Annotated in this window: 11 protein-coding genes; 4 read left to right on the top strand and 7 right to left on the bottom strand. The window is 70.0% G+C overall.

Annotated features, from left to right (window positions below):
* The first annotated feature begins 154 nt into the window (after positions 1-154).
* Positions 155-832, top strand: coding sequence for a vancomycin high temperature exclusion protein (locus ACIRFL_RS27060; protein WP_404033399.1), 678 nt, complete (start codon positions 155-157; stop codon positions 830-832).
* Between the two features lie 32 nt (positions 833-864).
* Here the strand turns inward: ACIRFL_RS27060 and ACIRFL_RS27055 are convergent, their stop codons facing one another.
* Entirely contained in the window at positions 865-3,783 is a 2,919-nt protein-coding gene (locus ACIRFL_RS27055; protein ID WP_404033397.1) for a SpoIIE family protein phosphatase, read from the bottom strand.
* A 247-nt stretch (positions 3,784-4,030) separates the two neighbouring features.
* On the bottom strand, positions 4,031-6,808 hold the full coding sequence (locus tag ACIRFL_RS27050; protein ID WP_404033394.1) for an SdrD B-like domain-containing protein: 2,778 nt from the start codon (positions 6,806-6,808) through the stop codon (positions 4,031-4,033).
* A gap of 281 nt (positions 6,809-7,089) precedes the next feature.
* On the opposite strand from ACIRFL_RS27050, the gene ACIRFL_RS27045 reads away from it, so the two are divergent.
* From ACIRFL_RS27045 to ACIRFL_RS27035, 3 genes are all read left to right on the top strand, one after another.
* Positions 7,090-7,293 carry a cold-shock protein gene (locus ACIRFL_RS27045; RefSeq protein ID WP_059194910.1) on the top strand — a complete coding sequence of 68 codons (204 nt, stop codon included), beginning with the start codon at positions 7,090-7,092 and terminating at the stop codon, positions 7,291-7,293.
* An 89-nt stretch (positions 7,294-7,382) separates the two neighbouring features.
* Positions 7,383-9,239 carry a DEAD/DEAH box helicase gene (locus tag ACIRFL_RS27040; protein ID WP_404033390.1) on the top strand — a complete coding sequence of 619 codons (1,857 nt, stop codon included), beginning with the start codon at positions 7,383-7,385 and terminating at the stop codon, positions 9,237-9,239.
* 243 nt (positions 9,240-9,482) lie between these two features.
* Positions 9,483-10,076, top strand: a complete 594-nt coding sequence (locus ACIRFL_RS27035; RefSeq protein ID WP_404033387.1) for a DUF4291 domain-containing protein — start codon at positions 9,483-9,485, stop codon at positions 10,074-10,076.
* 98 nt (positions 10,077-10,174) lie between these two features.
* Here the strand turns inward: ACIRFL_RS27035 and ACIRFL_RS27030 are convergent, their stop codons facing one another.
* The 5 genes from ACIRFL_RS27030 to ACIRFL_RS27010 form a co-directional block, all read right to left on the bottom strand.
* Positions 10,175-12,334: a permease gene (locus ACIRFL_RS27030; protein ID WP_404033385.1), complete on the bottom strand. Its 2,160-nt coding sequence runs from the start codon at positions 12,332-12,334 to the stop codon at positions 10,175-10,177.
* Positions 12,334-13,017 (bottom strand): ABC transporter ATP-binding protein, encoded by a 684-nt coding sequence (locus tag ACIRFL_RS27025; protein ID WP_404033382.1) that lies wholly within the window; start codon positions 13,015-13,017, stop codon positions 12,334-12,336. Before ACIRFL_RS27025 ends, ACIRFL_RS27030 begins: the two co-directional genes overlap by 1 nt.
* A gap of 85 nt (positions 13,018-13,102) precedes the next feature.
* Positions 13,103-13,447: a hypothetical protein gene (locus ACIRFL_RS27020; protein ID WP_404033379.1), complete on the bottom strand. Its 345-nt coding sequence runs from the start codon at positions 13,445-13,447 to the stop codon at positions 13,103-13,105.
* 484 nt (positions 13,448-13,931) lie between these two features.
* Entirely contained in the window at positions 13,932-14,345 is a 414-nt protein-coding gene (locus tag ACIRFL_RS27015) for an NUDIX hydrolase (RefSeq protein WP_404033376.1), read from the bottom strand.
* A gap of 326 nt (positions 14,346-14,671) precedes the next feature.
* Positions 14,672-15,076, bottom strand: coding sequence for a hypothetical protein (locus ACIRFL_RS27010; RefSeq protein ID WP_404033373.1), 405 nt, complete (start codon positions 15,074-15,076; stop codon positions 14,672-14,674).
* Between the last annotated feature and the right edge of the window lie 206 nt (positions 15,077-15,282).

The following is a 15,282-nucleotide window of genomic DNA, read 5'->3' as shown; positions in this document are numbered from 1 at the left end:
TTGCGTGCCCGTTGCCTGCCGGTCACGGACGTTTTCCGGCGGATCACGCCCCCGGGCCGCGCGCGGTGAGGCGAACCGGCTCCTCTTCCGCCGCGTCCTCCCCCGCGGGAACCGACCGGGGCGAAGCCACCCCGGGGAGAAACGGGGGCACCGCATGAGGATCCGTCGGCCGCGTCTGCCGCGCACCCGGGCCGGGCAGCGGCGGCTGGTGCAGGGCGTGGTGGCCGGGTGCGTACTGGCCCTGTCCCCGGCGACCTGGCTGCATCTGTCCACGGCCGACCGGCTGCGCGGCACCGCGGACGCGCCGCGCGCCGAGGTCGCGGTCGTCTTCGGCGCCGGACTGTGGAACGGCGAGCCGTCGCCGTACCTGGCGCACCGGCTGGACGCGGCGACGCGGCTGTACCGGGCGGGCCGGATCGAGGTCGTCCTCGTCACCGGCGACAACAGCCGGAAGGACTACGACGAGCCGGACGCGATGCGCGCGTATCTGACGCGGCACGGCGTGCCCGACGGGCGGATCGTCAGCGACTACGCGGGCTTCGACACCTGGGACTCCTGTGTCCGGGCGAAGAAGATCTTCGGCGTCGACCGGGCCCTGCTGATCAGCCAGGACTTCCACATCCGGCGCGCGGTGGCGCTGTGCGAGGCGGCGGGCATCGACTCCTACGGCGTCGGCGTGGCCGACGAGCGCGACGTCACCTGGTACTACGGCGGCGTCCGCGAGATCTTCGCGGCGGGCAAGGCGGCCCTGGAGACGACGTTCCGACCGGACCCCCACTTCCTCGGCCCGAAGGAACCCGGAGTGCACGAGGCACTGGCGAGCGGGCGGTGACACGAGCGGCCCAGGGCCTGAAGCAGCCCTTGCTACTCCCCCTCCCCGAAGTGCTCGGTCGGGTCCACGTCGAATCCGTCCGTGCTCGGGAACATCAGCTCCAGGGCATCGGGCGACTGGTTCCCGCGGCGGTCCGGGCCGGGCAGGGCCTGCTCGGTCCAGATGCACTTTCCTTTCGCCGTGTAGCGGCTGCCCCAGCGTTGCGAGAGCGCCGTGATCAGCTGCAGCCCGCGGCCGCCTTCGTCGGTGTCCGCGGCGCGGCGCATACGGGGCATCGTGAGGCTGCCGTCGAAGACCTCGCAGATCAGTTCGGCTCCGTGCAGCAGACGCAGGCTGACAGGGCCCTTGGCGTGGCGTACGACGTTGCCCACCAGTTCGCTGGCCAACAGTTCCGTGGTGAATGTCAGGTCGTCCAGGCCCCAGGCGGAAAGCTGCTCACGGACGTGGCGGCGGGCCAGGCCGGCCGCCTTCGGGTCCTCGGTGAGCGGCCAGGAGGCCATCCTGTCCGCGTTCAGGGCGTGGAGGCGGGCGACGAGGAGCGCTGTGTCATCGGCCGCTTGGTGCTCGGCGGGGAGCAGGCCGGCCGTCAGAGTGTCGCAGAGGCGCTCCAGATCCGCGTCGCTGCCATCCTCGTGGGCGGTACGCAGGAGCTTGGCCAGGTCAGCCATGCCCGCGTCGATGTCGCGTTTCGCCGACTCGACGAGGCCGTCGGTGTAGAGCACGACCAGGGTGCCTTCGGGCAGCGTCAGCTCGACTGTCTGGAACGGCGGCTCGGCCGCACCGAGAGGCGGGTCGTCGCCCAGTTCCGGGAACCGCACGGTGCCGTCGGGGTGTACCAGGGCCGGGGGCGGGTGCCCGGCGTGGGTGATCGAGCAGACCTGGGTGGTGGAGTCGTAGAGCGCGTACAGGCAGGTCACATACGACTCCTCGCCCATGCCGCCGACGATTTCGTTGAGGTGCCCCATGATTTCGTCGGGGGGCAGTTCGAGGCCGGCCAGGGTGTGGACGGCCGTGCGCAGGCGGCCCATGGCGGCCGCCTCGGGCAGCCCGTGGCCCATGACGTCACCGACGACGAGGGCGACCTGGCCGCTGGAGAGCGGGATGACGTCGTACCAGTCGCCGCCCACGTCCATGCCCTGCCCGGCGGGGAGGTAACGGGCGGCGGTCACGCATGCGGGCAGCTCGGGCAGGCCGGTGGGAAGCAGGCTGCGCTGGAGTTCGCGGGACCGGATGCGCTCGGCGTCGTAGAGCCGGGCCCGCTCCAGGGCCTGCGCGACGAGGGCGCTGATCGTGGTCAGCAATGAGCGCTCGTCGTCGCTGAGCCGATGCGGACGGTCCCAGGACACGACGCACACCCCGAAGGTGTAACCGGACGCCGCCAGCGGCAGGAACGCCCAGGCCTGCTTGTGGGCGATGCCGGGCAGGTCGGTGTGATCAGGCGAGTACGCGGCGTATTCCTGCGGCGAGGACAGGAACGCCGGTGTTCCGGACCGCATCACCATCCAGGCCGGGCTGGTGCCCGCTGTGGCGCGGCTGTTCAGGAAGTCGAGGAAGTCGTCCGCGTAGCCGACGGCTCCGACACCGATGAGCCGCTTTCCCTCGATGGCCTGCACCATGAGTCCGACGGCGTCGAACAGTGGCAGTACCCACTGCGCGACCGCGCCCACCACGTCCTGTGATGTCGTCGCCTTGGCGAGCGCCGCGGTCAGCTCCGTGATCCGGGTCGCTCGCTCGGACGCGGCACGGTCGGCCGCCCGGCGCTCCTCCTGCATACGCAGTTTCTCGGTGACGTCCGTCAGATAGAGGACGCAGCCTACGGGCCCCGGGACCAGCCGCAGCCGGTAGCGACGCCCCGTGTCCGGCAGGCGTACGTCAAAGCTGGCGGGCTGCTCCTCGGCGGCGGCCTTCCGACAGCGACGCTCCAGGCCCTTGATCCACCGTGCGGCGGGCAGATCCCACAGCACACGCCCGAAAAGCTCCTCCTGGGAGAAACCCAGCACATGTTCCGCTTCCAGGTTGGTGAAGATGATGCGCCATTCGGCGTCCACCGCCAGGAAACCGTCGCTCATCTGACGAAGGGCCCGGCTGAGCGCGTCCCGGGCGGAAGGCGACTCGCTGCTCTCCCATCTCACGCCGACCATCCGGAACGGCCGGCCCCGGTCGTCGTACATGGGCAGACCGCGGCCCCGCGACCAGGCGTACGTGCCGTCCAGACGCCGTACCCGGTAAGCGGCGTCGTACACCGAGTGGTCGCGGATCGCCCGCTGCGCCTCCGCCAGTGTGGGCGCCAGGTCGTCGGGGTGGAGAACGTGCATCCAGTCCTGGACCTCTACGGTGTAATCGGCCGGTCTGCTGCCGTAGAACTCCATCATCGCCGCGTCCCAGATCAACTCACCGGTCTGGAGGTTCCAGTCCCACCAGCCGACCCTGAGCCCTGGCACTCCCTGCCAGGGCTGCTCGCTGTCGGGCTCCCTCGGCGCGGATTCGGCCATCTTCGGAGCCTGGGACATGCGCTCCTCGGCCCATGCGACGACGGTCCGGAGGAAGTCCCAGTGCTCCGGGGTGGGCTCGCTCCGGTCGCCTGTCACAACGGTGAGGGTGCCCACGATCTGGCCCCCGCCGGACACCGGCAGGGCGGCCAGGCCCGTGCCGGGCCCTGGGGCGTCGGCGGCTTCGCCGGGGGGCAGCGGCAGCCATACAGCGGTGCCCCGGCGCAGGGCACGCGCCGGGGCAAGCGGGCTCTGCTGGTCGATGATCTCCCAGGGGCGGGTGAGGGCGGGTGGCAGACCGACGGCCGACGCCAGGCACAACACGGACGTAGGGCCACAGAGATGAACCATTCCGCCCAGAGCGCGCAGCTCACCCACGGTGTGCTGGAGCGCCAGCCGGAAGACTTCGCTCTCCGGGACTCCGAGAGCCACCGTACTGAGCAAAGTCAGTCTCGGGTTCACACCGCAAACTTTACGCTCGGCCCCGGCGCCCGGGCGCCCCGTGAGCCGGGGCCCGCGAGTGCTCCGGGGCCCCGCGTGGCCTGCGTACTCCCCGTGCGGTCAGGTGAGGGCTCCGGGGTGAGCGCCATCGGCACGATGGAGGCAGCGCACCAGTCAGCGCCGGGCCGACGGCGGCTGTGACACGGCGGAAACGGCCGGTCCCTCCCCACGGTGTGGGGAGGGACCGGTTGCCAGAGAGGGTTGTCGGTCAGAGGAGGGCGCCGTTGCGGCGGCGGCGGATCAGGAGGAAGCCGCCGAGGGCCGCCGCGGCGGCCGCGCCACCGATGGCCGGGTCGATGAGCGGGACCCCGGGGACCACGGTGTCGACGCAGGAGTCGTTGTTGTCGGGGTTGGGGTCGGGCTCCGTGCCCGTGACCTTGACGCAGTTGTTCAGCACGACCGTCTGCTCGGGGACGGGAGCCTTGGCGCGGACGGTGATGGTGTGGCTCTCACCGACGCCCAGCGGGCCTCCGGTGCAGGTGAGTTGGCCGGCGGCGATACCGCAGTCCGCGTTGGAGGTCTTGGCGTCGGTGATCCCCTCGGGCAGCGGGTCGGTGACGGTCCAGCGCGTGGCGGTGTTCGGCCCGTTGTTGGTGACCATGATCTGGTACTCGATGTCCTTGCCCGGGCCCACCAGGGCCGGGCCGATCTTGATCACGGACAGGTCGGCCTGCGGGTTCACGAAGCCGAAGTCGGCGCCGTGGTCGTTCTGGCCGGCGCCCTTCGGGGTGACCTGGACGGCCGGGAAGGGGTTGCCGGACGTCTCACCGCTGGAGTCGATCTGGTCGTTGCCGCCCTGGTTGGGCCGGGTGGGCTTCCAGCCGTCCAGGACGCCACCGGCCTGATAGTCGGCCGGGTTGTCCATCTTCACGGTGTACGTCTTGCCGTACGGGAAGTCCTCCGGCTTGACGTTCTTGGTCACGGTCGAGTCGAAGTAGTACTCGCCCCGCTCGTTGGTGACCGCCGTGCCGATCTTCTTGCCGTCGGCGTCGTACAGGTTGACCGTGGCACCCACCACCGGTTCCTCACCGGGGTCCTGGACGCCGTCCTGGTCGGTGTCCTTCCAGACCCGGTTGCCGATCTGCAGCGGCGCCTGGTCACACAGGACTTCGAGGTCGCCGATGCCGCGGGCCTTGCCGAACTGGTTGTTCAGGTAGGCGCCGCCGTTGTCGACCTTGTCGCCGTCGGGGTCCCCGAGCCGGGTGCCGTCCTGGCGGTCGACCCAGATCAGCCCGTGGCCCGTCCACCAGTTGTTCGGGACGGACAGGGGGTCCATGGCGGTGAAGGGCATGACCGTCTCCACCTTGGACAGGGCCAGACCGCCCTGGCTGACCTCCTGGTGGTTGCCGAAGGCCCCCCACTCACCGGGGTAGAACTCCTGGACCCTCGGGTCCTGGAAACCGCCGTTGTTGTCCTTGGTGGCGTGGTTGGCACAGCCGCCGTGGGTGTCCAGGACGAACATGTGGTTGCCGCCGCGGCAGGCCCGGTTGAGGTCACCGCCGTTGAGCGCGGTGGTCGCGGGGAAGCCGGGGAAGTCGGGCAGGGCCCAGCCGGCGCGGTCGGGGAAGCGGTCACCGAGTGCGAGGACCATGTCGCCGTTGGTCTCGAAGGCGATGTCGTCGAACTCGGGCTCCGGGTTCTGGAGGGCGCCGGTGCCGCAGGCGTGGGTGACGCCGTCGAAGTCGACCTGGCTCGTGGGCCGGCCGCTGGACCACGCGTACCACGTGTTGCCGACGCAGGGGATGGTGTCGTATCCGCCGCGCCGGTAGTCGCTCAGCGCCTGGTCCATGACGGTGTTGGTGAACTGGCCCGTGGTCGGGTCGAACTGCCAGACGACGGCCCGCAGGTCGGCCCGGTTGCCGGTGGACTCGGCCGTGCAGACGCCGCCGACGAAGACCTTGCCGTCCTGGATGCCCAGGCCGCGCGGGCGCCAGTCACCCGGCGCTGAGCAGCCCGGGTTGGGGATGGGGTAGGACGCCTTCTCCTTGGCGGCGGTGGCCTGTGTGGCGTCGTAGCGGTAGAGCCTGCGGTCGTGCAGGTTGATGACGTACAGGTCCTTGCCGTCCGAACTGACGTCCAGGTCGCCCAGCGACTCCTTGCCCACCACGGGGTTGAACGCCACGTCCATGTTGACGTCCGGGTGGTGCTGGGTGGCGCCGGCGTTGGGGACCGTGGCCCACACCCGGGTCTGCCCGTCGGGCTGGGTCACATAGATCGCGCCGGGACCGCCCGGGCCGTAGGCCGAGCCCCGCTTGGCGTAGGCGGCGGAGAACAGGTTCTTGTTCACCTTGTTGTAGCCCAGGCCCCACACCGTGCCGGTCTGGGCCTCCGTGGCCAGCGCCTTCGACTGGTCAGCGTTGGGCGGATCCTCGGACGGCATCTGGACGCCGCGGGCGTTGAACGGGATCTGCGTCAGGGTGCGCCTGCTCGGCGGCGTCGGGTTCGGCGGCGGGATCGTGGGGTTCTGACAGGCGGCGACCAGGGGCGCGTTCTTCTGGCAGTAGTCCTCCGGGGACCAGAACGAGGTGGTGATCTCCACGTTCTTGCCACCCGACAGGTCCACGAACTCCACGTTCGACGACAGCACCGTCGGATCGATCAGGTTGGGCCGCGCCGAGGCGAACCCGGGGTAGAGCACCTTCGGGTCGGGGTTCTTCACCTCGACCCGGTACTTGCCGCCACCCAGGCTGTTGCCCGGTGTGAGCTTCACCGTGCCGTCCGCCTGCGTGGTCCCGGTGATCGACCGCCCGGCGTCGTCGGTCAGTACGACCGTGACCCCGGCCATGCCCGGTTCGAGCACCTGGTCCCACTTGCCGTTCGCGTTCACCTCGCGCACGACCCGGATGGTCGCGTCACCGTCCCCGGAGTCGGCCACCGCCGGGGACACCGCCGTGACCACCCCCGTCGCCGCGAGTGATGCCGATAAGGCGGCCGACAGGGCCAAGGACATGCCGCCGGACCACCGCCGGCGTTGCCGCTGATCCACTACCCGTTCCTTTCCTCGCCAATAGATGGGCGTCCGGAGCGAACTCGCTCGCACACCATGACGCAGTTGTAGGATCTTCACGCATCCCTTACATGACGAGCGGATAAGCCGAACGGGCGAGTTCACCGGCTCCTTTGGGCGCGGAGCTGTGCTACGGTCTCGGTGTTGCAGTTGTGGTACCCATGAACCCATGTGCGCCTGACGGGAATGTTTCTCCTGCAGGCGCATTGTTCGTTTCCGGCACCTCCGGATGGGCCCTCTGCCTACAGAAGGAGAAGGACATGGCACAGGGAACCGTGAAGTGGTTCAACGCCGAAAAGGGTTTCGGGTTCATCGAGCAGGACGGCGGCGGCCCCGACGTCTTCGCTCACTACTCGAACATCCAGAGCCAGGGCTTCCGTGAGCTTCAGGAGGGCCAGCGGGTCTCGTTCGACGTCACGCAGGGCCAGAAGGGCCCGCAGGCGGAGAACATCGTCCCCGCCTGATCGCCGGACGCGTATCCGCTCTCACCGGGGTCCGCACCGTCATGGTGCAGACCCCGGTTTGTGCTGTTTTCAGGAAGGCAGAACCCTGCATGTCCCGCAGACCCCAGAAGCCGAACCGGCGCGCCTCGTCGCCCCGGCCGTCCGCGTCATCGCCCCGGCCGTCCGCGTCGTCACCGAGGGAGTTCCGGCTGCCGGAAAGCACGACACCCGCGCTCCCCGCCGTCGAGGACTTCGCCGGTCTCGACATGCCCGCGGGACTGCTGACGACCCTGACCGCGCAGGGCGTGACCACCCCCTTCCCCATCCAGGCCGCCACCCTGCCCAACTCGCTCGCCGGCCGTGACGTACTCGCACGGGGGCGCACCGGCTCCGGCAAGACCCTCGCGTTCGGGCTCGCACTGCTGGCCCGTACGGCGGGACTGCGCGCGGAGCCCAAGGCGCCCCTCGCCCTGGTGCTGGTGCCCACCCGTGAACTCGCCCAGCAGGTGACGGACGCGCTGACCCCGTATGCGGCAGCGGTGAACCTGCGGCTTGCCACCGTGGTCGGCGGGCTGTCCATCACCAAGCAGGCCGGTGCGCTGCGGCGCGGCGCCGAGGTGGTCGTGGCGAGCCCCGGAAGGCTCAACGACCTTGTGGAGCGCGGGGACTGCGTGCTCGGCGACGTACGCATCACCGTGCTGGACGAAGCCGACCAGATGACCGACATGGGTTTCCTGCCGCAGATCACCAAGCTGATCCGGCAAGTGCGGTCCGACGGGCAGCGCATGCTCTTCTCGGCCACCCTGGACCGCACCATCGACCGTCTGGTGCAGCAGTTCCTGACCGACCCCGTGGTGCACTCCGTCGACCCGTCGGCGGGGGCGGTGACCACCATGGAACACCATGTGCTGCACCTCCAGGACGAGACCGACAAGAAGGCGGTCACCACGCGCATCGCGGCCCGTGACGGCCGGGTCATCCTCTTCCTCGACACCAAGAGGTCGGCCGATCGGCTCGCCAAGCGCCTGCTGGCCGTCGGCGTCCGCGCGGCGGCGCTGCACGGGGGCCGCTCCCAGCCGCAGCGCAACCGCACCCTGGAGCAGTTCAAGAACGGCCAGGTCACCGCGCTGGTGGCGACGAACGTCGCGGCCCGGGGCATACACATCGACGACCTCGACCTCGTGGTGAACGTCGATCCCCCGGCCGACCACAAGGACTACCTCCACCGGGGCGGCCGCACGGCACGCGCCGGCGGCTCCGGCAGCGTGGTCACGCTGGTCCTGCCCGAGCAGAAACGGGACGTCACCCGGCTCATGTCCGACGCGGGCATCCGGCCACAGACGGCCCGCATCACATCGAGCGACGCGGAACTCGCCACCATCACCGGCGCCCGTGAGCCGTCCGGCGTGGCCGTCACCATCGAGGTCCCCCAGCCGGCGGACCCGGCGCCCCGCCCCGCCCGCAAATCCAACACCGAGCCCGGCAGCCGCTCCGCCCGCCGCCGCGGCTCCGGGTCCCCGGGGGCGGGCGCCGCCACCGGAACGGGCGCCCGGGGCGCCGACCGCCGATCCAAACCGACAGCCTCCGGCGGCGCAGCCGGGACGCCGGCCTCCGCCGGCACATCCACGAACGGCGGGAGCCGCGCTGCCCGCCGGGCGGGATCCGGTGGGGCGGCGAGCGGTGCCGCCGGGACGGCAGCTTCTGCCGGCACGTCCGCGGCCGACGGGCGTCGCGCTGCCCGCCGGGCGGGATCGGGCGGGACCACGACCGGTGGGACCGCCTCCGCCGGCACGTCCACGAACGGCGGGCGCCGCGCTGCCCGCCGGGCGGGTTCCGGTGGGGCGACGACCGGCGCCGCCGGGGCGCAGGGCCGCGGCTCTGGGCGCCAGTCCTCGGCCGGTACGGCGACCGGTGCCGCCCCCGGCAAGACCGCCCGCGGATCGGGCCGCCGCAACTCCGCCTCCTAGACCCGGGGTCCGGCAACCTCGGGCCCCGATCGACCGAAGCATGGCCGGCGGCGACTCGACGTCCTGCGGTGCCCACCGGCGGGCGGCGGTCCGGGTGGACCATCCGCAAAAGGACCTCATCGCGAGCCTTCTGGCGCGGGACCGCCCCAACGGCCTGACTCACGGAACACTGTCGCTTGCCCCGCCGCTACGAGCGGGGTAATTCGATGGCGCGCGCGCAGCGGTGTGCCCACCCTGGTCCCCGTGGCAGAACCCAAATACCAGATTCGAGCCCTGCACACGGACTCCACGGTCACCGTCTACCAGGCGTACGCGCCGGAAATCGGTCTGCCCGCCGCTCAGGAGGGCCGTTTCCCGACCCTGTGGCAGCGGGACCGGATGACATGGATCAAGCCGTCGTTCCTGTGGATGATGTACCGCTGTGGGTGGGGGGCGAAAGAAGGACAGGAGACCGTCCTCGCCATCGAGATCTCGCGTGAAGGCTTCGAGTGGGCGCTGGAACACGCCTGCCTGTCCCACTACGAGCATGGGCTCCATGCCGACCGCGCCACGTGGAAGCGCCAGTTGAAGCGAGCCCCGGCCCGGGTGCAGTGGGACCCCGAACGCGACCTGCGCCTTCGGCCCCTTGCCCACCGGTCGCTCCAACTCGGCCTCGCCGGTGAAGCCGCACGTCTCTACGCCGATGAGTGGACCGTCTCCATCACCGACTTCACATCGCTCGCCCGCACCATCCATGCCCATGTACAGGCCGGAGACCTGGACGCCGCGCGGCAACTCCTGCCCCGCGAACGTCCCTACCCGGTGAAGGAAGGGGCCCTGTCTCATCTCCGCCAATGAGCCCGACAGCGCCCCGAAGGGGCGCGGGGAACTGCGCGACCGGCCACGACGCTGCCGTAGACGACCGACGGCACAACGCGGCCCAGCCGGCGGAGCGCTTAGTCGGCTGCCGGCCTCCACTGGTCGGCCTCTCGTGCCGCTGCGCGTGCGCCGAGGAATCCGACGGCGAGCGAGACCACGGCACATGTCGCGATGCCGGCTGCCAGCACGGTCCAGGACACGGAGCCCTCCCGTACGAGAGCGATGAAGAACACCGAATGCCATGCGGTCACGGCCCCGGCCACCACAGTGGAGATGAGCAACGGGACGGTCAGGTGCCATGAACTCACCGACCGGAACACACGGCGCCGGCCCGTCAGGACGGACAGCGGGGCGAGGGCGTGGCGGATCCGTACGAACTCCGCTGCCGCGCTCACGGCCCCGGCTACGAGCAGGAAGAGGATGCCGGTGATGCCGAACAGCTGGATCCAGTGGGGAAGACGGGTGCGCGAGGACCCCAGCCAGGTACCACCCAGTTCGGTGACCTGAACGGAAGGGTTGGGGAGCGTGTATGCGGCTTGCTTGACCGCGGCGAGATGCCCTGGGGTGGGGGTCACGACGAGGAGGGACTGGGCGCCGTCCGCCTTCACCGCGATCCGGGAGGCTTGCGTGAACCTGATGTCGCCGTACCAGCGGCGCAGTTCGTCCACCTGAGCGCTGCGTGCTGCCGCGGTCTTCGTGTCGCCGGTGCAGGCGACGTGCAGCGCGCGCAGGTCCTGACAGGATCCCTCGATCGACACCCACGGCTCTTCGGGCGGTCCTGGATCGTGCGTGGTGCGGGTCAGCAGGAGCGATCCGGGGGGAAGGGAGGCACGGAATCGGTCGATCTGTGCCGCGGTCATGCTGCTGGTGTTCAGCTCGATCACGGTGTCCTTGACCCGCTGGTGTGTGGCGATCGCCGCTTGTGAGTGCTCTCCGAGCCTGCTGGTCCACACCTGCATCTGGGCGACGATCCCGATGCCGATCACCATGGCCAGCGCGAGTCGAACGATGACACCGGGATGCGCATGTGTCCACCGTCCGCCGATCATGCGTCCGGCATGACCCCGGCGTCTGCCGTTGTCGGCGAGCCAGGCGCCCAGGTGGCGGGTGCCGAGGGCGACGACGGAGGACAGGAATGCCCACATGATGACGGTTCCGAAGGTGAACACGATCAGTTGGGCTTTGCGGGGAACGTACTGACTGGTCAGGACCAGTGCGAGACCGGCTCCGCAGGCCAGCAGGCGCCAGGCGGGAACGTGGGACGTGAACGAGGTCGGGCGCGTGGATCTGCCGTCCCGGTGGACACGGTGCGTGGCCACGACCAGGCCCAGAACCGCGCAGAGGGAGACGGCCGCCGCTGCGACGGCGCTGGGCCATGCGCCCGATACGTCGCGGTGGTCGAGGACGTATCCGGTGGGTGCCAGGCGGATGTCCAGCATGGAGGCGACGGCGTACGGGATGAGCGCGACGAGGGTACCCAGCGCCGCAGGCAGCGCCGCTTCGCCGATGTTGACGATCATCCGGTGCCGCCATGTCCCGCCAAGGGCTTGCAGCAGGCTGCTGCGCCGATCACGCGCGCGGGAGCCGACCCGCGCGCTGATCACGGTCAGGGCGACGGCGGGCACTCCGGCCAGGGCCCACATCGCGGTGAGGGGAGACGTGACAGGAGCTTGGTCGATCATTTCTCCTGTGGCTCCTCCGCCGCTTCCGAAAGCGGCTACCGGTCGCCATCGGTGATCGTCCTTCGGAGGAGCGTCCTCGACCCGGACGTAGGCGAGCCGTTCGGACGGGGAGACCAGGCCGTCGGCGGTGATGGTTCCGGCGAACGATCCGTACCGGGTGCGGATCCCCTCCGAGTCTCCGGTACGCAGGAGTTCGGGTGAGAGCAACACCTCGCCCGGTTCGGGCCAGCGGGGCACGCCGGCGGGAACGGGGGCTTCGGGCGTGAGGGGGTGGAGGAACACGACGGAGACAGGGCGGCTGCCGATGGCGTCGGCGCCCTCCCGGTACAGCAGTGCGGCATGCCTGCTGTCGGTGAACACCGCTCCTCGGGCGTCTGCCCGGCTCTCGCGGCCGTCATACGTGGCGAGCGTGGCCACGGTGGCCAGGGTGGCGAAGGCGACGGCGAGGGCCGCGCCGAACAGGCCCCACCAGCGCAGGCGGTCGCCGGGGCTGGAGCGGCCCGCGGCGAGGCCGATCCTGAGCAGTGTGCCCGCGGTACGCATGCGCGTGAGCATCAGAGGGCTCCCGCTTCGGCCAGGATTCCGCCCTGCAGCTCATGGCGGCGGTCGGCCCGTCCGGCCACCGAGGGGTCGTGCGTGACGAGGAGCAGCGCACAGCCCCGGTCGCGGGCGGCGGTGAACAGCAGGTGGGCGACTCCCTCTTTGGCCTCGGGGTCAAGGGCCCCGGTGGGTTCGTCGGCCAGAAGGACGGCAGGCTCGGTGATCAGGGCGCGGGCCACGGCGGTCCGCTGGCGCTCGCCGCCGGAGAGCATCCCGGTGGGGGTGGATCCGGTGGGGACGCCGAGTTCACCGAGGAGTTCTTCCGCGCGCCGGTAGGCGTCCTGGTGGCGGCCGCCGTTCAGCAGGACCGGCAGGGCCACGTTCTCCACCGGGCTGAGTTCGGGAAGGAGTTCGCCGAACTGGAACACCATGCCCAGGGTTTCCCGCCGCACCTGTGCGAGCTGCGCCGACCCGAGCCCGGTGATCTCCCGGCCCCCGGCGGTGATCGTGCCCGCCTGTGGCTTGATCAGCCCGAGGACGCACATGAGGAGCGTCGACTTGCCGGACCCGCTGGGGCCGGTCACCGCAACCGACTCGCCGGATGCGACGGACAGGTTGACGGTGTCGAGGAGGGTTCGTCCCCCGACCTGATAGCACAGGCCGCTCACCCGGAGCCCGGCGGAATCACTTTGTTTCACAGAATCTGGCCTCTTGTGTCAGAAAGGAGAGCGCCGCACCAGCCCGGTCGGGCTGATGCGGCAAAAACATCCGTGGCGGACCGGGTTACGGTATGACCCAGCCGGAGCAGTCGTCCGGGTCGCCGTAGTTCTCGTCGCACGCCTTGAACTTGTAGATCCTGGACCCGTCGCCGGAAGTTGCGGTGGTGCCCGGCCCGCTGTGATTCCACAAAGTCCGCTTCGTGTCCGGGCTGGCCTCCCGGTAGTACTCGGCCTTCACCGGATCCCCGTCACTGCTGTTGTCCTTGACGGATATCTTCCCGCTGTCACCGCCTGCCGGCGACCAGGCGTGAGCGCCGCCCCCATAGGCGTCAGCGGCGACGGCTGTGGCCGTCGGTACCGCGAGCGCCGCGGTGAGCAGCGTGGCGGCGATGAATCTGACTCTGTTCATTTCTGTTCCCCTCCTGGTCATCTGGCTGGCGCACAAGCCGAGTTGTCCGTGACGCGGCGTTGATGTCACGGCCCTGTGTTGTAGCCCCAGTTGTCACAACAATCGCATGGGTGACGTCCAGGAGGCATGCGAGTTACGAGGAGAAGACTCAATGTCGTCCTGGGCGTCATGCCTGTTTGACATGGCGGCCCGGTGACTGACGCTGAGAGTTGCAGGAACCGGAACAAGCGATGAATTGCCGCCCGTCTTGCCGCAGTTGCTGTGCTGAGTCAAAACGGAACACGAGCCTGCGCCGGTCTCGACTGCGCGACCACGGGGGCCCGCTGAGGCAGCAAACTGCTTGTCGACGAGAATCGATCGGTAGCGTGATTCTGAGCGGTACGGCCCTTGCCGCACAGAGCCCCCCGGTTACACTCCCGCGACCACACCCTCCCCACGCCGCGCATCGGGCAGCCTGAGGTGGCGACCGGTCAAAGCGGGGAGGCTATCTGATCAGCGCGGCGTCAAGGTAAGCCTGCACCGGAGCGAAGAGGCCGTACGGCACGTACTCGGGAATCTGGGGATGTTGGACCCACGTGACTTCAGCCAGCTCTTCCTCGTCGGCGACGTAGGGGGCCCCAGACTCTACGGCGCAGGCCACGTACGACATGCTGCGACCAGTCTTGGGGTGGACCCGTTCTCCGAGCAGTTTGAGCGCGGTCACGGTCATGCCGACTTCTTCGAAGGTCTCCCGCACTGCCGCTTGCTCAGGGCTCTCGCCTTGCTCGATCTCGCCCGCGGGGAACTGCCACGACAGCTGACCTTCCGCGACCCGGCGGCGGACCATGAGCACGGCACCGTCCCGGACCACGATCGCGGCTGCGATGCCCGGTCGCTCTTCTGTCGTCTGCTCGGTCATGCGTCTTCCTCCAGTGCCGCCGGGATCGGCGGGTAGATCGTGTCGGCGGAAATGAAGCGGCCCACCGCATTCTTCGGTGCCCAGGCCACATCTACGTTCTCAACCACGTCGCTGTTCGTTTGAGAGTGAAGGTGAAGTCGTCGGAGAGTTTGCGTGCGTCGACCGTGTTACGTCCCGTGCGGGCACCGGGTTGCACCCCGCGACCACACCCTCCCCACGCCCCCGCCCCACTGGGAGGAGCCGGCCTACCAGTGGCATGTCTGCCCGTCCGCCGTGACGGTGATCGTGAACTCCGCCGGGCTTCCGACGGCATGCCAGCGCCCCAGCTACTCCTCGGCCACGTCCCAGAGCGCGACCTCACCGTCCTGTCGCACGATCCAACGGCCGTTCTCCTCGCACAGCGCGGCCCAGGAGCCGGACTCGACGTCGACCAGGACGTGTTGCTGCCGCCCGTCCATCTCCAGGGTGAGACGCTGCGCATCGGGGACGGCGGCCTGTACGACGAACCGCGTCGTCCAGTCGTCCAGGACGTCGGCCCCGACGACGGCCTCGCGCTCCGTGCCCGCGCCGAGGTCCGGCAGGAGACCGAGCGGCGGCGGCAGGTGCGGGCGCGCGAGCATGAAGCTGACCTGGCCGCCCAGCACGGGCCCCGATGCCGTCCCGTCGTCGTGGACCGTCAGCCGCGCAAGCTCGGAGGCCGCGAGCCAGCCGCCTACGGTTGCCAGGATCATCCCGCCCGGCCGGGTCTGACACGCTGTTGAAGGGGACCCGCGCACACGGTGATGCTGGTTGCGGCCACCCCCGTCCCGAGGAGGCGACATGGCACGGCGGCTGCGGTTCAACGGCACTGACATTGATGCTGATACTCAGGTTCCGGTAGTCGTGGCTCGGGCACTGACTGACGCCCTGCTGGGCTGTCCTCCGGCTGTTCTGTCCG

The organism is Streptomyces sp. NPDC102462 (assembly GCF_044765425.1).
GTDB lineage: Bacteria > Actinomycetota > Actinomycetes > Streptomycetales > Streptomycetaceae > Streptomyces.
The sequence above is the reverse complement of the archived record's forward strand: the minus strand, read 5'-3'. Positions and strand labels throughout refer to the sequence as shown.